Annotated in this window: 19 protein-coding genes; 12 read left to right on the forward strand and 7 right to left on the reverse strand. The window is 43.2% G+C overall.

What is annotated here, in order from left to right; all coding sequences use genetic code 11:
* The first annotated feature begins 80 nt into the window (after positions 1–80).
* Positions 81–698, forward strand: a complete 618-nt coding sequence (yihA, locus tag JKP82_RS14800; RefSeq protein WP_126871553.1) for a ribosome biogenesis GTP-binding protein YihA/YsxC — start codon at positions 81–83, stop codon at positions 696–698.
* A gap of 382 nt (positions 699–1,080) precedes the next feature.
* On the opposite strand, the gene polA is transcribed toward yihA, so the two are convergent.
* Positions 1,081–3,873, reverse strand: coding sequence for a DNA polymerase I (polA, locus tag JKP82_RS14805; protein ID WP_159534283.1), 2,793 nt, complete (start codon positions 3,871–3,873; stop codon positions 1,081–1,083).
* 409 nt (positions 3,874–4,282) lie between these two features.
* Here polA and elbB point away from each other — a divergent pair, with 409 nt between their 5' ends.
* Both elbB and JKP82_RS14815 read left to right on the forward strand, forming a co-directional pair.
* Positions 4,283–4,936 carry an isoprenoid biosynthesis glyoxalase ElbB gene (gene elbB, locus JKP82_RS14810; RefSeq protein WP_218397633.1) on the forward strand — a complete coding sequence of 218 codons (654 nt, stop codon included), beginning with the start codon at positions 4,283–4,285 and terminating at the stop codon, positions 4,934–4,936.
* 109 nt (positions 4,937–5,045) lie between these two features.
* Positions 5,046–6,497, forward strand: a complete 1,452-nt coding sequence (locus tag JKP82_RS14815; protein ID WP_159534287.1) for a TrkH family potassium uptake protein — start codon at positions 5,046–5,048, stop codon at positions 6,495–6,497.
* Between the two features lie 28 nt (positions 6,498–6,525).
* Here JKP82_RS14815 and trkA read toward each other — a convergent pair whose 3' ends face one another.
* From trkA to def, 4 genes are read right to left on the reverse strand one after another with little or no spacing between them, the layout of a single operon-like run.
* Entirely contained in the window at positions 6,526–7,905 is a 1,380-nt protein-coding gene (gene trkA / locus JKP82_RS14820; protein WP_013782523.1) for a Trk system potassium transporter TrkA, read from the reverse strand.
* 24 nt (positions 7,906–7,929) lie between these two features.
* Entirely contained in the window at positions 7,930–9,264 is a 1,335-nt protein-coding gene (rsmB, locus tag JKP82_RS14825; protein WP_218397635.1) for a 16S rRNA (cytosine(967)-C(5))-methyltransferase RsmB, read from the reverse strand.
* Entirely contained in the window at positions 9,264–10,220 is a 957-nt protein-coding gene (gene fmt, locus JKP82_RS14830; protein ID WP_218397637.1) for a methionyl-tRNA formyltransferase, read from the reverse strand. Before fmt ends, rsmB begins: the two co-directional genes overlap by 1 nt.
* Positions 10,221–10,228: 8 nt before the next feature.
* Positions 10,229–10,738 carry a peptide deformylase gene (gene def, locus JKP82_RS14835; RefSeq protein ID WP_159534293.1) on the reverse strand — a complete coding sequence of 170 codons (510 nt, stop codon included), beginning with the start codon at positions 10,736–10,738 and terminating at the stop codon, positions 10,229–10,231.
* A gap of 186 nt (positions 10,739–10,924) precedes the next feature.
* On the opposite strand from def, the gene JKP82_RS14840 reads away from it, so the two are divergent.
* The 7 genes from JKP82_RS14840 (at position 10,925) to JKP82_RS14870 (ending at position 16,657) form a co-directional block, all read left to right on the forward strand.
* Positions 10,925–12,028, forward strand: coding sequence for a LysM peptidoglycan-binding domain-containing protein (locus tag JKP82_RS14840; RefSeq protein ID WP_373996604.1), 1,104 nt, complete (start codon positions 10,925–10,927; stop codon positions 12,026–12,028).
* 33 nt (positions 12,029–12,061) lie between these two features.
* On the forward strand, positions 12,062–13,219 hold the full coding sequence (dprA, locus tag JKP82_RS14845; RefSeq protein WP_218397639.1) for a DNA-processing protein DprA: 1,158 nt from the start codon (positions 12,062–12,064) through the stop codon (positions 13,217–13,219).
* A 1-nt stretch (position 13,220) separates the two neighbouring features.
* The gene (locus tag JKP82_RS14850) at positions 13,221–13,697 is read left to right on the forward strand and encodes a DUF494 family protein (protein ID WP_013782529.1); all 477 of its coding nucleotides are present in this window, start codon (positions 13,221–13,223) and stop codon (positions 13,695–13,697) included.
* A gap of 30 nt (positions 13,698–13,727) precedes the next feature.
* Positions 13,728–14,279 carry a DNA topoisomerase family protein gene (locus JKP82_RS14855; protein WP_159534297.1) on the forward strand — a complete coding sequence of 184 codons (552 nt, stop codon included), beginning with the start codon at positions 13,728–13,730 and terminating at the stop codon, positions 14,277–14,279.
* A gap of 21 nt (positions 14,280–14,300) precedes the next feature.
* On the forward strand, positions 14,301–14,876 hold the full coding sequence (gene tsaC / locus JKP82_RS14860; RefSeq protein WP_126871557.1) for an L-threonylcarbamoyladenylate synthase type 1 TsaC: 576 nt from the start codon (positions 14,301–14,303) through the stop codon (positions 14,874–14,876).
* Positions 14,873–15,817, forward strand: coding sequence for an oxygen-dependent coproporphyrinogen oxidase (gene hemF, locus JKP82_RS14865; RefSeq protein WP_218397640.1), 945 nt, complete (start codon positions 14,873–14,875; stop codon positions 15,815–15,817). The genes tsaC and hemF overlap by 4 nt, the downstream gene beginning before the upstream one ends.
* A gap of 165 nt (positions 15,818–15,982) precedes the next feature.
* Positions 15,983–16,657 (forward strand): OmpW/AlkL family protein, encoded by a 675-nt coding sequence (locus tag JKP82_RS14870; protein ID WP_218397641.1) that lies wholly within the window; start codon positions 15,983–15,985, stop codon positions 16,655–16,657.
* Between the two features lie 101 nt (positions 16,658–16,758).
* On the opposite strand, the gene JKP82_RS14875 is transcribed toward JKP82_RS14870, so the two are convergent.
* Positions 16,759–17,190: a group II truncated hemoglobin gene (locus tag JKP82_RS14875; RefSeq protein ID WP_159534303.1), complete on the reverse strand. Its 432-nt coding sequence runs from the start codon at positions 17,188–17,190 to the stop codon at positions 16,759–16,761.
* 28 nt (positions 17,191–17,218) lie between these two features.
* On the opposite strand from JKP82_RS14875, the gene aroE reads away from it, so the two are divergent.
* Positions 17,219–18,043: a shikimate dehydrogenase gene (aroE, locus tag JKP82_RS14880; RefSeq protein WP_159534770.1), complete on the forward strand. Its 825-nt coding sequence runs from the start codon at positions 17,219–17,221 to the stop codon at positions 18,041–18,043.
* Between the two features lie 136 nt (positions 18,044–18,179).
* Positions 18,180–19,124 (forward strand): hypothetical protein, encoded by a 945-nt coding sequence (locus JKP82_RS14885; RefSeq protein WP_159534305.1) that lies wholly within the window; start codon positions 18,180–18,182, stop codon positions 19,122–19,124.
* A 35-nt stretch (positions 19,125–19,159) separates the two neighbouring features.
* Here JKP82_RS14885 and JKP82_RS14890 read toward each other — a convergent pair whose 3' ends face one another.
* On the reverse strand, positions 19,160–19,687 hold the full coding sequence (locus tag JKP82_RS14890) for a gamma carbonic anhydrase family protein (RefSeq protein WP_218397643.1): 528 nt from the start codon (positions 19,685–19,687) through the stop codon (positions 19,160–19,162).
* Positions 19,688–20,248: the final 561 nt, after the last annotated feature.

Consider the following 20,248-nt stretch of genomic DNA (forward strand, 5'->3'; position numbering starts at 1 on the left):
ATAAAACTATGGTTTTTAGCAGGTTTAGATCATTAATAGAGTTTAATTCTAGGGTTATGACGCATTTGAGGTAAGTCTAGATGTCGTATTACACCAAAGCAAAGTTCTTTACCAGTGCACCTGATATTCGCCATTTAAAAGATGACAGCGGTATTGAGGTGGCGTTTGCTGGCCGTTCTAACGCGGGCAAGTCGAGCGCATTAAATACACTCACTCGTCAAAAGAACCTAGCAAGAACCAGTAAAACACCAGGTCGTACACAGCTCATCAACGTTTTTAATCTTGAAGAAGACCGTCGTTTAGTCGATTTGCCTGGTTATGGGTTTGCGCAAGTACCACTTGCAATGAAAAATAAATGGCAACAAGCATTAGGTGAATACCTTCAAAAGCGTAAATCGCTTAAAGGTTTAGTGGTGCTTATGGATATTCGTCACCCGTTTAAAGATCTTGATCAAGATTTGATTCATTGGGCAGTAGATTCCAATATCCCTGTATTAGCCTTGCTGACCAAGTCAGATAAGCTCAAGTCGGGTAAGCGAAAAGCTCAGCTGCTTATGGCGCAGGAAGCTGCACTGGCGTTTATGGGTGATGTGACCGTAAATACCTTCTCATCGTTAAATCGACAGGGATTGCCAGAGCTCGAAAAAGTGTTGAATAAGTGGTTGGCACTTGACGAAAAATCTCCTGACGCAGAATAAAATAAAAGGCCAGATAAAAGAAAGCCCCGCTAAAAAGCAGGGCCAAAATACTGAGAGAAAACACATAAAAACCGAATATATAGAGTAGGCAGATTTCGGTTAGTTCACTATAAAATACAAAAAGATCTTTATTTGTATTTAAGTATATGATTATTATGTGTTTTTATTTAAAGAATGTTTGGAAGCTTTATTGCAGATATAAAAAAACCCCGACAAATCTGTCGGGGTTAAAGCAAAGGTTTGAAAACAGATTTCTCACCTCTGTACCCTACACGCATAGGGTACAATAATGGTGAAAAAAGGCAAGTAAGAGTGTAATAAAATTACCAAACTCGCCCAGTTTTGAGCTATTGCTCACTGTTTTTTGTAATCTAATTACTTTTTAGTGCGCTTCATCCCAGTTATCGCCCACGCCCGCTTCAACCACAAGCGGCACATTTAATACTGCGGCTTGCTCCATTAAGCTGACAATATTTTTAACCTGTTCCTCAAGATGCTCTTCTTTAATCTCAAATACCAATTCATCATGTACCTGCATCATCATGAGTACGTCATCACTTTCAAGTGAGGTGATCCAATCGTCAACTTTTATCATCGCCATTTTGATGATGTCGGCAGCTGTACCTTGCATAGGCGCGTTGATTGCTGCGCGCTCTGCGCCTTTGCGACGTGCGCCATTGCTGGCTTTGATATCCGGTAGGTACAAGCGGCGACCAAACACAGTTTCCACGTAGCCTTTTTCTTTAGCGCCTTCTCTGGTGCTGTCCATGTATTCAAGCACACCAGGGTAGCGTTCAAAATATAAGTCCATGTATTTTTGGGCTTCGTGACGTGGAATATTAAGTTGTTTGGCAAGGCCAAAGGCACTCATTCCATAGATCAAACCAAAGTTTATAGCTTTAGCACTGCGACGTTGTTCAGTCGTGACTTCATCAAGGGTTACCCCAAACACTTCTGCCGCGGTTGCTTTGTGGATGTCTCTGCCGTGAGCAAATGCATCAAGCAAGCCTTCATCGCCCGATAAATGGGCCATTATTCTAAGTTCAATTTGAGAATAATCGGCAGCAACAATCTTGTAACCTTCACGTGGAACAAATGCTTGTCTTACCTTACGGCCTTCTTCATTTCGAATGGGAATATTTTGAAGGTTTGGATCCGTTGACGATAACCGTCCCGTTGCTGTAATAGCTTGATGGTAAGAAGTATGAACTCGACCCGTGCGATGATTAATCATTTTAGGGAGTTTGTCGGTATACGTATTTTTAAGCTTGGTTAACCCTCTATACTCCATTAACTTTTTAGGTAACGGAAATTCAAGGGCGAGTTCTTGTAATACTTCTTCTGAAGTAGAAGGGGCACCCTTGGGGGTTTTCTTAATAACCGGTAATGACATTTTCTCAAACAAAATGTGTTGAAGCTGTTTTGGCGAACCTAAATTAAATACCTCGCCGGCTTCTTCATGCACTTCTTTTTCTAGTTCAGCAATACGCGTAGCTAAGTCTTGGCTCTGCTGACGTAACCGTTGGCTTTCAATTAATACACCTTGCTGTTCCATACGAGATAAAACACAGGCAACCGGCACTTCAACATCAACCAATAGTGCTTTAAGCTTGGGTTCGTTTTCTAGTTTTGCCCATATTGCTTGATGAAGGCGCATAGTAATATCAGCATCTTCGGCAGCATAAGGACCTGCTTCTTCTAATCCAATTTGGTTAAAAGTAAGCTGCTTAGCACCTTTACCTGCAATTTCTTCAAAGTGAATTGTTTTATGACCTAAATAGGCAAGGGCTAGCGAGTCCATGTCATGACGCTGCGCTGTACTGTTTAACACATAGCTTTCCAGCATAGTGTCAAAGCCGATGCCATTTAACGTTATGTCATAATGCGCGAGTACATTCTTGTCATATTTAATGTGCTGACCCACTTTGATAATGGTTTCAGACTCTAAAATAGGCTTCAATGCCGTAAGTACGTAATCTCGTGATAACTGCGTGGGTGCATCGGGATAATCATGAGCAACAGGCACGTAAGCCGCAGCACCGGGTTCGATACAAAAAGAAACACCAACAAGTTCAGCTTCCATGTAGTTAACACTGGTCGTTTCAGTATCAACAGCAATAAGCGGCGCTGCTTTTAGCTTTTTAATCCAGCTATCAAACGTAGCTTCATCTAGCACCACGTCATAACCAGACTTATCGATATTACTTTCTGGTTGTACTTCATCTGTATCGCTTGAATCTGATGTGCTCTCAGTCCCCGTTGATTTTGAGGGCTCATTACCATCGCTTGCGATCAATGCGCTAATTTCTGTATGCCAGCGCTTAAACTCATACTCTGCAAATAACGACTGTAATGTTTCGTTATCTGGTGATGTAGGGCAAAGCTCATCTATTTTGTATTGTAGATCTAAATCAATGGCAATCGTGGCAAGGGTGTATGACAGGCGAGCTTGCTCTTCATACTCTCGCATTTTAGTTGCCATAGTTTTGCTCCCTCTAAACGAGAGATCGGCAATTTTATCAAGGTTGTCATAGATAGCACTGATGCCACCAATACCGTTTAACAGTGCTTGTGCACTTTTATCACCCACACCAGGTACGCCAGGAATGTTATCGACTTTGTCACCCTTAAGGGCTAAGAAATCAATAACCAGTTCTGGTGGAATACCGAATTTCGTATTTACCCCTTCAATGTCCATAATCTGATTTGTCATAGTATTGATCAAGGTGACATTTTCGTTGACCAGTTGTGCCATGTCTTTATCGCCAGTACTGATCAGGGTATCAATACCATGTTCTGTGGCGCGACAGGCTAGGGTACCAATCACATCATCGGCTTCAACGCCAGACTCAACGATGACAGGTAAACCCATGGCTTTGATGATGGTGTGCAATGGTGCTATCTGACTGCGTAACTCTTCCGGCATAGGTGGGCGATTCGCTTTATATTCTTCATAAATATCGTCGCGAAACGTTTTACCTTTGGCATCAAAGATGACTGCCATGTGAGTAGGGTTGTATTGTCTAATCAAGCTTTTCAGCATGTTGACAACACCATAGATCGCACCGGTATCCTGACCTTTTGAGTTCGTCAGGGGCGGCAATCCGTGAAATGCTCTAAATAGATAAGATGATCCATCTACTAGAATAAAAGGGGGCTTTTTCGAATCTGTCATAGCTATGCATTAACCAAGCTTAGAATAAGGCGCAAGCATGCCATAGGCGCTAGTGGATCGCCATAGAGCATCACAACATAAATAACGAGATCATCTGTGGATAAGATTGTGATCTAATGAAATTCGCACAGCAAAAATAATGATCTTTTTTAAAAGAAAGATCGTGCTGTAAAGCAATAAAAATAAGGGAATGAAAAATAAGAGTGTGGACTGCGTACCTGTAACTCATCATTCCATTTTATGTGGATAACTTGGTGAACTTATTTTTTTCGTTTAACCAAATTGGTCAGATAATGTAGCATAAGAAATTAGCAATCCAATACTGGTTATTAAGACTTTTTTTTAAACGGCTGGTGATTTTATAGCCAAAAATAGAATAAGTCGGTTTGGCAAGGTCTAGGAGGACATTATGAAGCAAGTTGCAGTGATTTTAAGTGGGTGTGGTGTATTCGATGGCGCTGAAATTCATGAGTCAGTATTAACGCTTTTAGCTATTGAACAAGCCGGAGTAAAATACCAATGCTTTGCGCCAGATAAGGCTCAAATGCACGTAGTGAATCATTTAACGGGAGAAGTTTCAGAAGATGAGACTCGTAACGTATTGGTTGAGTCTGCACGAATTGCCCGAGGCAATGTAAAGCCTGTTACAGAATGTAAGGTATCAGACTTCGACTACCTTATCGTACCTGGTGGTTTTGGTGCTGCTAAGAATTTATGCTCATTTGCCGTTGATGGTGAAAAAAATAGGGTAGATAAAGATGTGCTTGCGGTGTGCAATGACTTTGCGAAAGCAAAGAAACCTGTGGCCTATGCATGCATTGCCCCTGCTATTGCAGCTAGTGTATATGGAAACAATGTTAAACTGACCATTGGTAGCGATGAAGATACCGCCAATGCCTTGAACGCGTTAGGGGCATGCCATGTAAACTGTGAAGTAAATGAAGTGGTGGTAGACGTTGAAAATAAACTGGTTACTACGCCAGCCTACATGACGGCACAAAATATCTTACAAGCCCATGCTAGTATTAGTAAAATGGTAGAAACAGTACTAGCGATGAAATAATTTGCTTATAGCCCTATAATCGCGTCAATGTAGTAGAAACCTTGTATCCTCTAAAAACCGCGAACACTGTTAATCGCGCGTTTACTAATAACGAAAGGCATAAAGAAGCATGCACTACCGTGCCATTGTACGAATTCTAGGGCTCCTTATTGCGCTATTTAGCGTCACCATGATCCCACCAGCTGTGGTATCTCTGATTTATCAAGACGGCAGTGGTTTGCCTTTTACCCTTGCGTTCTTTATTTGCGTAGGTGGCGGTATGGTGCTTTGGTACCCAAACCGCCAGCAAAAAAACGATTTACGAGCGCGAGAAGGCTTTTTAATCGTTGCCCTGTTCTGGTCGGTACTAGCAAGTGTGGGTGCCATTCCTCTTATGTTGCTAGAACAGCCTAGCATGACCATAACGGATGCCTTTTTTGAATCATTCTCAGGACTAACCACCACCGGTGCAACGGTAATAGAAGGCATTGATTTCTTACCCCATTCGGTACAGTTTTATCGACAACAACTACAATGGCTAGGCGGTATGGGTATCATTGTACTTGCCGTAGCAATACTGCCTATCTTAGGGGTTGGGGGTATGCAGCTGTACCGTGCAGAAACTCCAGGGCCGGTTAAAGATAATAAAATGACGCCTCGTATTGCAGATACCGCTAAACACCTTTGGTACATTTATCTTTCTATCACTATTGCATGCGCCGCAGCGTATTGGTTGGCCGGCATGGATATGTTTGATGCCATTTGCCATGCGTTTTCAACCGTTGCCATTGGGGGCTTCTCAACACACGATGCTAGCCTTGGCTACTTTAATAGCCCAATGGTGAATGTGGTTTGTACGGTCTTTCTATTAATTGCTGCACTTAACTTTTCACTCCATTACGCAGCAGTGAGTACCCGTTCGGTAAAAGGCTATTTTAACGACCCAGAATTTAAAGCCTTTTTCTTTATTCAAGCCACACTTATCATGCTGTGCTTCTTGGTACTCACGCTATCAGGTTTTTACGATTCTGCTGAAACCGCGCTCGATCAAGCTATGATTCAAGCCGTATCAATCAGTACTACTGCGGGGTTTGCGACCACAGACTTCTCAATTTGGCCGACGTTTTTGCCCATACTACTCATCTTTTCAAGTTTCATTGGAGGCTGCGCAAGTTCAACAGGAGGCGGCTTAAAAGTGGTTCGAGTCTGTTTACTGTTCCTTCAGGGGAAGCGTGAAGTAGACAGGCTTATTCACCCTAAGGCAGTGTATTCCGTTAAGTTAGGAGAACGTGCAATGCCTGATAAAGTAGTAGAGGCGGTATGGGGCTTCTTCTCTGCTTACGCGGTGGTGTTTGTTGTACTTATGATAGGGCTTATTGCAACAGGACTAGATAACTTAAGCGCGTTTACCGCTACCGCAGCCATGCTAAACAACCTTGGCCCTGGATTGGGCAGTGTTGCGTCTAACTATGCGGGCGTAACCGATGCTGGAAAGTGGATTTTAGTGGTGGGGATGGTGTTTGGGCGACTGGAGGTCTTTTCGTTACTGGTACTATTTTCACCTACGTTCTGGCGAAGTTAATACGCTTTCGATACGTGCATTGTTCTATTTACCCAAAGAAGAATGCGCTGGGTTGGAACAGCTTTTCTACATCGCCAATGTATTTTTTGTCGACTAAGAACAGAATAACGTGGTCATTTGCTTCAATAAGCGTATCGCTATGGGCAATGATCACTTGGTCGTCTCTTACTACCGCGCCTATGGTAGTACCAGGAGGAAGTTTAATTTTACCGATTTCTTTACCCACAACCTTGGACGTATTTTCATCACCATGTGCAATCGCTTCTATCGCCTCTGCTGCACCACGGCGCAAAGAATATACGTTTACAATATCTCCGCGTCTAACATGGGTAAGTAGGGCCGAAATCGTCGCCTGTTGCGGTGAAAAAGCAATGTCTATTTCACCACCTTGTACTAAGTCTACATAAGCACTACGTTGAATCAGTACCATGGCTTTTTGTGCGCCCATGCGCTTGGCCAACATGGCAGACATAATGTTAGCTTCATCATCATTGGTCACCGCAATGAATGCATCAACTTGCTCGACATTCTCTTCACTGAGCAACTCTGGATCTGATGCATCACCGCTAAACACAATCGTTTTGTCTAAGTGAGCAGAAAGGTATTTTGCTCTTTCGTGACTAAACTCAATCAGCTTCACGTTATGTTTGTGTTCAAGTTTTTTCGCTAGTCCTGCACCAATTAAGCCGCCACCGGCTATCATAATGCGTTTATAGCTAGACTCTAATTTTTGAAGTTCACTCATTACCGCACGAATATGCTTAGTTGCAGCAATAAAGAATACTTCATCATCGGCTTCGATAACGGTAGTACCCAGTGGTCGAATAGGGCGACCGCGGCGATAGATTGCTGCCACCCGTGTTTCCACATTGGGCATGTGGTCTTTTAACGCAGATAACGCATGACCTACCAGTAAACCACCATAATAGGCTTTTACCGCCACTAAGCTGGCTTTACCATCAGCAAATTCAACAACCTGTAAAGCACCAGGGTAGTCTATAAGCCGTTTAATAGCTTTAGTCACTAGCTGTTCAGGAGCAATGATGTGGTCTACAGGTATGTCCTGCTGCTTATAGAGTTGTTCTTGGTAAATAATGTATTGTTCTGAGCGAACGCGAGCAATCTTGGTCGGGGTTTTGAATAAACTAAAGGCAACTTGGCAAGCGAGCATATTGCTTTCATCACTGTTCGTTACCGCGATAAGCATGTCGGCATCTTCTGCACCGGCTTTTCGTAATACGTCCGGGTGAGAACCCACGCCATTAACCACCTGTAAATCTAATCGGTCTTGAAGCGCACGCAAGGTATTGGGATCAGAATCGATAACCGTAATATCGTTCTTCTCTCCTACAAGGTTTTCAGCAAGTGTTCCGCCAACCTGACCTGCGCCTAGAATGATGATTTTCATCGGTGTTTATGTGCCTTATTGCTTTTATTTGCTCAACGACTTTACCAGTCTCGCATAGTAGAAACCATCCATTTGTTGCTCGCCAGGTAGGATTTGTCTACCGGGCTTACTCGGTGTTTCGGTTTTTATAACAGGGACTAATGTAGCATCGGCATTGCGTTCTAAAAATGCGCTAATCTGCTGGCTGTTTTCTTGTGGCAGAATAGAGCAGGTGGCGTAAAGCAATGTGCCACCAGGCTTAAGTGTTTGCCATAAGCTAGTTAGTATTTCAGCTTGTAGTGCAGCAAGTGCATCAATATCACTAGACTTTCTTAGCCAGCGAATATCGGGGTGGCGTCGTATAACACCAGTGGCAGAGCAGGGTGCATCAAGCAAAATTCGGTCGAAGTGTTGTCCATCCCACCATGTATCAGGCTTAGCCGCATCGCCTTGCTTTATAACGGGCAAATTGGTTTGAGTATGCTGCAGGCGAGTCATGTTTTCTTCAACGCGCTTTAAGCGGTTCTCGTCAGCATCAAGGGCAAGGCAATAGGCTAATTCAGGGGTACGCTCAATAATATGACCCGTTTTACCACCAGGGGCTGCGCAACAATCTAATACGCGCTCGTGTGGTTGAGCATCTAAATAATGGGCTGCAAGCTGAGCTGCACCATCTTGTACAGCAAAGTGGCCTTTTTCAAACCCTGACAGCCCCGTAATATCTTCACGGCCTTCAAGTCTGATGGCGTCTGGGTGTGCAGCACTTAGTGAATAGCTAATCTCAGCAGCATCCAATGCAGCAGCGTAATCGCTAATAGATATTTGTTTGGTATTAACCCTTAGCCAAATTGGCGCCATGGCATTGGTAGCTTCTCGCACGGCATCAGCATCTTGACCATATGCATCTTCTAGTGCCTTAAATAACCACTTAGGTAACCCACTGGCAATAATGGGATTATCGATAGGCTTGTTAACCAGTTCTTGACGCATGAAGTTGCGCAGTACAGCGTTCACTAACCCTTTTAATGCTGTGCCGCCTAAGTAAGGCGAGGCATTAACGGTTTCGCCCACCGCAGCATGTTGGCTTACACGAGAAAACGCTAACTGGTATAACCCCAATAAAATAAGGTGCTCTATTACCTTCTTATTCCCCTTTAAAGGGCGGTCAAGTAACTCTCGTAACCAATGCTGTAATATGGGAAGTTTACGCATGACGCCCAAAGACATTTCTTGAATCCACGCATTGTCTCTAGGGTGATGACGACGTTGAACCCGCTCTAGGCAGTCTCTTGACGATTTACCTTGTTCTAGAATTTGATATATCACCCATGCACAATCGGCACGAAGGTTTTTTTGTTTCGGTAATGGAGTGGGTTTCACTATTCTTCCGTACTGGCAATGCAGTTACCTGGTGCGAACCAGTCTTTGCGAGCATTAACGACATCTGCAGCGGGCAATGCTTTTTTCCCAGGTATTTGCAGGGTGTTGATTCGTAGGGCACTTGAGCCCGTAGCTACCACAATGCCGTGCTTGTCAGCTTGAATGATAGTACCTGGGGCATGTGAAGTCTGTAGGCCATCAACCACATCCACCGACCAAATTTTAATATTTTGCGATTCAATTTTAGTCCAAGCTACAGGCCATGGATTAAAGGCGCGCACGTTTCGTGCAATTTGCGCTGCGCTATCGTGCCAATTAATAAAAGCTTCTTCTTTGGAAAGCTTTTTGGCGTAAGTTGCTTCGCTATCATCTTGCTTCACAGGTGATAGGGTGTCGATACTGTTTACTACATCTAATAATGCAGTAGGACCAAGTTCTGCTAGCTTCTCGTAAAGCGACGCACTGGTATCGCTTTCGCTAATTGGCAAGGTTACTATATGCAACATGTCACCTGTATCTAGCCCTTCGTCCATCTGCATGATGGTAACACCAGTCTCGCTATCACCGGCCCATATCGCGCGTTGAATCGGTGCAGCACCTCGCCACTTAGGCAAAATTGACCCATGCACATTAAGGCAACCTAATTTAGGTGCATCAAGTACGGGCTTAGGTAAAATTAATCCATAGGCAACCACAATCATTACATCGGCGTTAATGTCTGCCAATGTTTGCTGCGCTTCGTCATTTTTTAAACTAGCTGGCTGATAGACTGGAATCTCATGTTCTTGAGCAAGCACTTTTACGGGGCTTGGCGTAAGCTTTTTACCCCGTCCAGCAGGACGGTCTGGTTGGGTATATACCGCAACAACGTCATGAGTACTAGATAATAAAGCACTCAAATGCTGAGCTGCAAAATCCGGCGTGCCGGCAAAAATGATGCGTAATGGTTTTATCAAAACTAACCTCAGTCGCGTGCAGCTAAACGTGCTTCTTTTTCAAGCTTTTTACGAATTCGCTGGCGTTTAAGCGGAGACAAGTAATCAATAAACAGTTTGCCTTTTAGATGATCCAATTCATGTTGAATACAAATAGCCAATAGACCGTCTGCTTCCAACTCAAATGCTTCACCGTTTTCATTCAGTGCTTTTACCGTAATTTCTTCTGCGCGCTCTACTTTGGCGTAGTTACCTGGAACAGAAAGACAACCTTCTTCACTGATCGTGCTGCCATCTTTTTTGGTGATTTCCGGGTTGATAAAAACACGAGGCTCGTCTTGATCTTCCGCTACGTTCATTACAACAACTTGAACATGTCTGTCGACTTGAGTAGCAGCCAAACCAATTCCATTCTCGTCTTTCATGGTTTCGAACATATCCGAAACCAATTGTTTAATGTCGTCGTTCACGTCTTCTACCGGTTTTGCTACGGTACGAAGTCGTTCATCGGGAAAACTTAATACGTCTAAAATTGCCATGTGTCGCTTATTTAACCTTTTCGCTGTATAAATTCATATACGATCTAGTCGCTCGTACACTTTACAGTGCCTTTTGAGTTACTATTCTAACGTATATCGAGTTATATCGTGCAGTTTTTTGCTGCCGCGCCACAGTATTGAGGCACAATATCGATATAGTAGTATTGTCTGAAATTTCAACAGTAAATGGCAGTGGAAAAATTGCGGGTGGTTAATTTGAAAAATCGATTGAAGAATGCAGCACGTACAATTGTAATGGTAGTGGCGTGTTTTGCCGTATTTTCAGCAATGTCTCAACCACTAAAAGAATCTGCGCCAAAGACGTACACAGTTCAACAAGGTGATACCTTATGGGGCATCGCTAATCTCTTTTTAAATCAGCCATGGCTCTGGCCTGAACTCTGGCGTCACAACACTCAAATAGATAACCCGCATTTAATATACCCCGGTGATGTTATCTCGGTGTCTTACATCAATGGTGAGCCCGTATTTTCGATAAATCGAGCTAAGCCAAGCTTAGTGCTTTCGCCTGGTTCTACCCGAAGAGTAAAGAGTGCGCCTATAGAGACATTATCATGGTCGGTATTAGCCCCCTATATAAAACAACACACTCTGGTATCTGAGGAAGAGTATGAATTACTCCCCCATTTATTGGGAAATCACGGTGGTAATGTGAGTTTTGTGTCTAACGACCTAGTGGTAAGCCAACAAGAAAACCGCCCTGACGATCAGTATCAGGTGGTAAGAAAGCAATCTATTATACGCAATATGCAAGGTAACGTGCTTGGTGTGCAACTTACCCATGTAGCAAAAGCTAGCTTAGAGACGGACGTGTCATTGCCAAACGCCAGAATGGTGAAGCTTTCAGGTTCAAATCAGGAAGCGAAACGTGGAGATAAGCTACTTACTGATAGCTTTACGTTAGATGCTGATTTGGTTCTGCAAGAAGCAACATCACAAAGAGGCTTCGTGATTGGCGATTTACATGATCACGACTTACTCGGGCGCTACGATGTTGTGATACTAGATTTAGGCGCACGTGAACTAACGGCGGGCACCCTGATGGGCATCTACGCTGGTGGCCCTGACATTATAGATGGTGAAGAACCTCAATACGCTAGTAATAGTGATGTCATAAATGGAAACGGGCTTTTTACAGATAAAGTACAGCAACCTGCACTTAAAATTGGTGAAGTCATTGTGTTTAAAACTTTTGAGTCAGCTAGCTACGGCATTATAACTCGAGCAAAAGAAGGCGTAAGACGCGGCTTCATTGTGGCAAAGCCCTAACACGTTATTGCCGCTTATTATTTAGGAGCGGCCATGACAACTTTCCAGCCACATGAAGTAAGCAGTAATGCTGTTAAAGCCTTGGATAAAGCCCTAGGCAAAGAACAGATAGCCTGGCTGACAATGGCTTCAGCAATAAATATCGCAACAGGGAAGTGGCTTAAGGCGCTTGAAGCAGAATCGCTTAGCGCACTAGCATTATTGGATGGGATTCATAAAACCGCTTTCACTTCGGGTGCTCTCCATACCCTTACACAAGCAATTTCTCCTAACTTACTTGAAAAAGCGACACGCTGGCATGCTTCACATGCAAAGCATCATATTGTCACCCTAGGGTGCACACACTACCCTGAGCGATTAAGGACCCTGCCAAATCCCCCGTTGGTGTTATTTGTTATAGGTAACATTAATACGTTAGTTATGCCTCAAATAGCGATTGTAGGGAGTAGACGGGCGAGTCATCAAGGTAAGCAAATTGCCACTGATTTTGCCGAAGCACTAGCAAGTAACGGCGTAGCAGTAACCAGCGGGTTGGCAGCAGGAATAGATTCAGCTGCCCACAAAGGTGGTTTGGTGTGCGAAGGTGGCACCCTTGCGGTAATGGGGACGGGGCCTGATATTGTGTACCCCCCTAAAAATGTATCACTACACCGGGACATCGTGAATGCAGGGGGCGCTTGTATTACCGAGTTCTTTCCAGGTGTATCTGCTAAGCCTTGGCATTTTCCCCGAAGAAACCGAATAATTGCTGCTATGTCACTTGGAACCCTAGTCATAGAGGCAAAAATAAAGAGTGGTACCTTGATAACTGCGAATTTGGCCGCAGATATGGGGCGTGAAGTATTTGCAGTTCCTGGAAGTATCTTCCATGCTTACTCCGAAGGATGTCATTGGTTAATTCAGCAAGGCGCTAAGCTGGTAACCTGTGTTGATGATATTTTCGATGAAATTGTAGTGTCGACTGGTGAGAGAGAATGCCAGAGTGAAGCGTTAAGTAAAAAAAGTGAAGTGAATAACTTGGCAACCGATAAATTATTAGATAGTGTGGATTACGACATCACCGCTATTGATGTTATAGCGCAGCGCTGTACCTCTCCTGTTAATGAGGTTATGGCATCATTATTAGAATATGAGTTGCGTGGTTTAGTAGCTGCTGTCCCTGGTGGCTACATTAAATTGAGGGGAAAATAATATGTTCGATATCCTCATGTACCTGTTTGAAAACTTCATTCACAGTGAAACTGAAATTCGAGTCGATCAAGACGAGCTTACCGAGGAGTTGGTACGCGCGGGTTTCCATCATGATGAAATCTACAAAGCATTAGCGTGGCTTGAAAAGCTAGCGGCTTTGCAAGAAACAGATATTAAGCCTTATTTTTGTAAAGGGATTAGTACCAGCCTCAGTCGTATTTATACGCATGAAGAGCAGATGCGATTAGACGTAGAGTGCCGTGGCTTCTTGTTATTTTTAGAGCAAGTGGGCGTGGTAGATGCGTCAACGCGAGAAATGGTAATAGACAGGGTAATGGAAATAGACTCTTCTGAATTCTGTTTAGAAGACCTAAAGTGGGTAGTGCTAATGGTACTGTTTAATGTGCCAGGTAAAGAAAAAGCCTACGCACAAATGGAAGATTTATTATTTGATGAACCTGACGGCGTGTTGCACTAATGTGCTTCATGTCGTGCTAGTTGCTGGTTTATGTCGAAAATTGATCATTCACTTTTCTCTGCGCACGAACATGCCTTAGAAGACGCTTTCGGTGATTGTCCCGATTGCGGTAAACCACTGCATATAAAAAACAGCAAATCAGGCCCTTTTATTGGCTGCACCGGTTACCCAGACTGTCATTTCAGCAAGCCATTACACGATAAACAAACTACCTTATTAAAACTACTTGATGGAGTTTCCTGCCCAGAATGTGATTCTACCTTGGCTATCAAGAAGGGGCGGTTTGGTATGTTTATAGGCTGTACCAATTTTCCTGAATGCCACTATATCTCGCCAATTAAACAGCAAGAAGACACCCACGTTACTTGCCCTAAGTGTAAAAAAGGACAACTTGCGTCCCGCACCAATAAATACGGTAAGCAGTTTTTTGCGTGTGACCATTATCCCCACTGTCGTTATGTGCTAAATTTCACGCCAGTAAATGAAACATGCCCCGATTGTGGCTGGACCGTTCTGATTAAAAAGAAAGGCCAAATTTGTTGCCCTCAGCCAGCGTGTGGCTTCAAAAAAGACGATAAATAACACCTACAGAGAAAAACACTAATGAGTATCCCGACCAAGGGGCAAGTAGACACTAGCGACCCAATTGTATCCGCGTTTAAAAATGGTGACTTATTGGTTTACCCTACCGAAGCGGTTATGGGCATAGGCTGTGACCCAGACAACGAAGCGGCTGTGTTAGCGCTCTTAGCATTGAAGCAGCGCCCCATAGAAAAAGGGGTAATTTTGATTGCCGCTAACTATTCTCAGTTATTACCTTATATAAATGATGAAGCCATACTTCAGCACAGACGTACTGAAATTGTGTCTAGTTGGCCTGGGCCAAATACTTGGCTGCTACCTAAGTCGGCGTCGACGCCACAATGGTTAACTGGCAAGCATGAAAAAATAGCGGTTCGAGTCAGCAACCATCCAGTGGTTAAAGCTTTATGTGAAAAGCTAGAAAAGCCACTTGTATCTACAAGTGCCAACCTAACTGGCCAACAACCCGCAATCACGCAGCAGGATGCAATCAATATATTTGGTGATAGTGTTTTCTATATTGATGGGGAAGTAGGTGGCCACGCTAAACCCAGTACCATCCGTGACGGCGACACCGGAGAGATAATAAGATCATGATTGACCCCCAACACGTAAATCAACAGTTAGACGGTAAAGACGCCGGTGAAGTAATAGAACAAGTAAAAGCGTACTTATTGTCTTTGCAGGACAACATTTGCCAAACCTTAGAACTTGCCGACGGTAAAGGGCAGTTCAAAGAAGATTCTTGGGTTCGCGAGGAAGGTGGTGGCGGGCGTTCACGGGTTATTAAAAACGGCGCAGTAATAGAGCAAGGTGGGGTTAATTTTTCTCACGTGTTTGGTAGCCAAATGCCGGCGTCTGCCACGGCTAACCGTCCGGAACTTGCGGGTAGAAACTTTCAAGCCATGGGGGTCTCGTTAGTTATTCACCCACACAACCCCTATATTCCAACGTCTCATGCAAATGTACGCTTTTTTATTGCCGAAAAAGAAGGTGAAGCCCCTATTTGGTGGTTTGGCGGTGGGTTCGATTTAACCCCGTTTTACCCCTTTAAAGACGACGTCGTGCATTGGCACAATACCGCGAAGAAATTGTGTGCTCCCTTTGGTGAAGACGTGTACGGGAAATATAAGAAGTGGTGTGATGACTACTTCTTCTTAAAGCATCGCAATGAAACACGTGGTGTAGGCGGTGTATTCTTTGACGATTTAAATGATTGGGGTTTTGAAACTTCATTTAACTTTATGCAGGCAGTGGGTAATGGTTTTGTCGATGCTTACGTACCTATCGTAGAAAAGCGAAAAAGTACCTCATACGGTGAAAGAGAGCGTGACTTTCAGCTTTATCGCCGTGGTCGCTATGTAGAGTTCAACTTGGTATTCGATAGAGGCACCTTGTTCGGGTTACAAACTGGTGGTAGAACCGAATCAATCTTAATGTCTATGCCACCACTTGCCCGATGGGAGTATTGCTATACTCCAGCCCCAGGTAGCGCGGAAGCAAAGCTAACTGATTGGCTTCAGCCTACAAACTGGTAATATTTTGCACCATGGGTTCTTCCTGTGGTGCCATTCCCTTGATCCACATCAAATTCCCTCATTACCAAGGTATGTAGCTAGATTGCACCTTGCGCTGGATCAAATTATTTTCTTTTTAAACGTTTACAGTGTCGTCATTATCATTAAACACACAAGAGACACACAATGCGTACACACACACTTTCAGCCATATGTATTTCTTTAGCGCTTGCCGCTCCTTTTGCTTCTGCTCATGAAAAGGGTGATTGGATAGTTCGTGGTGGATTAACAACCGTTGCGCCCGACGAATCATCCTCTAACATCATTGCCGGTGGTAGCGATTTAGGTGTAGCACTGACTATCGATAACGATACCCAGTTAGGATTAAACGTTGCTTATTTCATCACCGACAATATCAATGTTGAATTGTTGGCCGCAACGCCGTTTACTCACGACGTGAATTTTTCAGTTAACGATCCACTAGGGACAGGTAATACATTGGGAGAAGTCACGCACTTACCCCCAACTGTTACTGTTAACTACTACTTCAACGATGCTAATGCTGCTTTTCAACCTTATATTGGTGCAGGTTTAAACTATACCTTTATCTTTGATGAGTCATTTACGGCTGCAAATAAAGAAGCAGGCCTTGAAGATTTGTCTTTAGATAATTCTGTAGGTATTTCTGCACAAGTGGGAATGGACTATCAAATAGATAAAGAGTGGCATGTTAATGCGTCAGTACGTTACATCGATATTAATACCGAAGCGTCATTTACCGTAGGTGGTGCAGAAGGTAGCGTAAACGACATTGATATTGACCCTTGGGTTTATACTTTGTCTGTAGGCTATACATTCTAAGATTCATCTAATGAGGTAAGTTACGTTTATATAAGTGGCTTATTAAGCTCGGATAACCTTGAATCTTAATCTGAAGCGTTCCGTATCTCACGGAGCGCTTTTTATTTAGTATTAATCATATGCGTGGCAAGTTGATCTAGCGCGTTAAGAAGTTGCTGCGCCAAAGGAAGGTCATCAACCGACTCGTGCATGGCTTTTCGCATACAGTACATCCACTGGTCTTTTAATTCTGGGGTAACACTAAAAGAAAGGTGTCGTGAACGTAGCCGTGGGTGACCATATTGCTGCTGATAGGTATCAGGTCCGCCTAACCATAAACTTAAATAAAGAAAAAACACTTCTCTGATTCTATCTGTTGGCTGAGGATGAATAGCGTAAAGCTCTTTTGCAATAGGATCATCACGCATAATGTCATAAAAACGGTTTGCCAAAAGGCGTACCTTATCCTCTCCACCTATTCGGTAATATGGTGTAGTCTCTGACACAGCAGGTTTTTCCTTTCGTATCGATTTAAAGAAGTTAGACATTCCCATGACAGACAGCCTTATTAATAACAATTCAATGAAAAAGTTTGCCGTTTTCGGTAACCCTATTGTTCAGAGTCTATCACCAACTATTCATCAAATGTTCGCTAAGCAATGTGGCGAGCAAATTAGTTACGAAAAGATCCTTGCGCCAGAAGATGGTTTTACGCCTGAAGCGAAGGCATTCCTAGCGCAACCAGACGCTATAGGTTGTAACGTTACTATGCCGTTTAAACAAGATGCCTTTGCCCTTGCCAACGTAGACGACCAGGCTGCGTTAGATGCAAAAGCGGTTAATACATTAATGAAGCGTAGCGATGGCACCGTTGCAGGTTTTAATACCGATGGCGTAGGGTTAGTAAATGATTTACTTAATCATGGTGTACAACTGCAAGGTAAACGCGTGCTATTAATAGGTGCAGGTGGAGCGGCAAGAGGTGTAATAGCACCGCTTATTGCTTCAGGTATAGCGTCGTTACATCTTACTAACAGGACAAAGGCTAAAGCAGAAATAGTGGCAAGTGAAACGGGCGGAGGAAAGGTTAAGGTTGTTGGTATAGAAGACTGCGATACAGTAGCCCCACATATTATTATCAATTCAACAGCCGCCAGTTTAAGCAATGAGTTACCGTGTAGTTTAGATGGCGGTGTTTTACATCACTGTGAAGTGGTTTACGACATGGTTTATAAAAACTCGCCCACGCGTTTTATGAGAGATGCGGCAGAGTTGGGTGTAAAGACACAGATAGATGGGCTAGGGATGTTAGTTGAACAAGCTGCCGAATCATTCTATATATGGACGGACAAACAACCGAATACAAAAGACGTTATTGAATATCTCAGAAAAGTCGTCGTTGGATAGGTTTAGTTAAGGAAATGGTTGCCCCCCCCTCGTAGTTTGATATTTTCACGATAGTTGGCGAAAGTGATTACTTGTATTTACACGGTCGTCAATAGTCGCTAAGGACTTACAATAAAATTTATAAACAAGGAAAGTTATGAAATCAATTTCTTCTCTCTTATTCACCGCTGGCCTTATCATCAGCGCAGGTTATTCGCATGCTACGACAAAGGTTACTGTTTGTCAGAGTAACTCAGCCTGTTCTGATTCTGCATTGAAAAGCCATGTTATTTCTGTCGCTCAAGGCGAATCAGCTGATGTAATTGTGTTGGACATTCTAAATGGAAAGAGTTTTCACTATGAGGTCGCGGTGATTGATGCTGGTGGGCTTGAATTCCCTGGTATGTATACAGTGGGAGCGCGAAAAGTATCAACTTTACCCGATGAGGTTACTATAGCTGCTGCAGAATTCATCGGGTTTAGTACCGATCCTCTTGGAAATACACTAGATGATGCATCTACGAAATTAAGTGTAGTCAACGGAAGGCCTGTATATATGCTTAGTGATGTATGGGACGGGCCCCAGAGTTTACCGGAATTGAGTCAGTCTATTTATCAAATAAATAGCGCAATCTCTTCTAAGCTTCAAAGAGCGGCTGAGCTTAGAAAAGTAGATGTTCAAGTTAGTTTGTCGGCGGCATTACAAGCTGCAATATCTAAGGTAATTACGGGTTCCATTTCAGCCTCTGTCGCAGTAACTCAGTCCTCTTCAAATCAAATGACAGTATATTTTAAAGGTAATAATTATCTAACTGTTGCTGTGAAGTTAACCTACAATGGCGCGAATGGGGTTTCAGCAGAAGTTAAAGCACTGAGTGTTATTGATAATGGAGTAGTAGTATTTGAGATACCAGTGGAAAATGGAATTGCTAATCTTGAGGCCGTTTTTGGAAAAACTTTCGCGTATAATGGAAGTAATCAATCGTCTATGAGTAATTGGCTTGCCGGCTTGAACCTTGGATTATCTTGGAATAGCCGACGTGGCACAGTAACAATAACAGATATTAATGATCCCGATATCGGCGAAGTCGAAGATCAATAATTCTTAAAAACAGCATCCAATATTGGATGCTGTTTTTATTTAAGATACTCATCTTTTAATACAATATAGTTGACGGCCGATTGTTTTAAAAATGCCATTTCAGCGTCATTGAGCGGTCTTTTCTTTTGCATTGGGTTGCCAACATAAAGAAACCCGCTCTTTAATCTTTTGTTTGGCGGTACCAATGTACCTGCGCCAATGAACACATCGTCTTCAACAATAACGCCGTCCATAACAATAGCGCCCATCCCTACCAAAATACGATTTCCAAGCTCACAGCCATGAAGCATACATTTATGGCCCACAGTAACATCGTCACCAATAATGAGTGGAAAACCGTCTGGGTTGGACACAGATTTACGAGAAACATGCAACACACTGCCATCCTGAATATTGCTACGTGCCCCAATTGAAATATGATTTACGTCACCTCGGGCAGCGACTAAAGGCCAGATGCTTGCGTCTTCGCCTAAGGTAACGTCGCCAACAATAACAGCTGACTCATCTATATAGCAGCGTTCGCCGAGCGTGGGAGAAGTTGATTGATAGTTTCTGATTGTCAAAACAGCACCTTTATATATAAATTCATCTGTTGAGAAAGCATTAAAACAGAGAATAGGGGTGAAGAACCAATCTTATTCCACCACTGTTTAAGTAAAAGTAGGCAATGAGACTAATAGGAAATCAGTGAAAATCCGAATTTATGTGTGATTTATAGGCTGTGTGGTTGGTATTTTAAGCACTTAAACGAAATGTGACACTTTTTTGAAATCAGAGGTTGACGCAGGCTCAGAAATCTCTAGAATGCGCATCCGCTTCGACAGGAAAGTGAAACAACTTACACTGACAAAGCAAGTCACTACTTACCTTTAAGGTCAAGTGTGACGGGGTTTTAAAGAAAACGCTTCAGAAAATAAATTTTCAAAAAGTGTTGACACTGAAAACTTCAAGCGTATAATACGCACCTCGCTCAAACAGAGTGAGTCACCAAAAAGCAACGGCTTACGGTGAGGTTACGTTAAGTAGCCACGTTCTTTAACAATTTAGACAAGACAATCTGTGTGGGCACTCATTAAGAGTGTCACACAACGACGATTCATATTCGATATATTTAATTGAAGAGT

Source organism: Alteromonas lipotrueae (assembly GCF_019249215.1).
Taxonomy (GTDB): Bacteria; Pseudomonadota; Gammaproteobacteria; order Enterobacterales; family Alteromonadaceae; genus Alteromonas; species Alteromonas lipotrueae.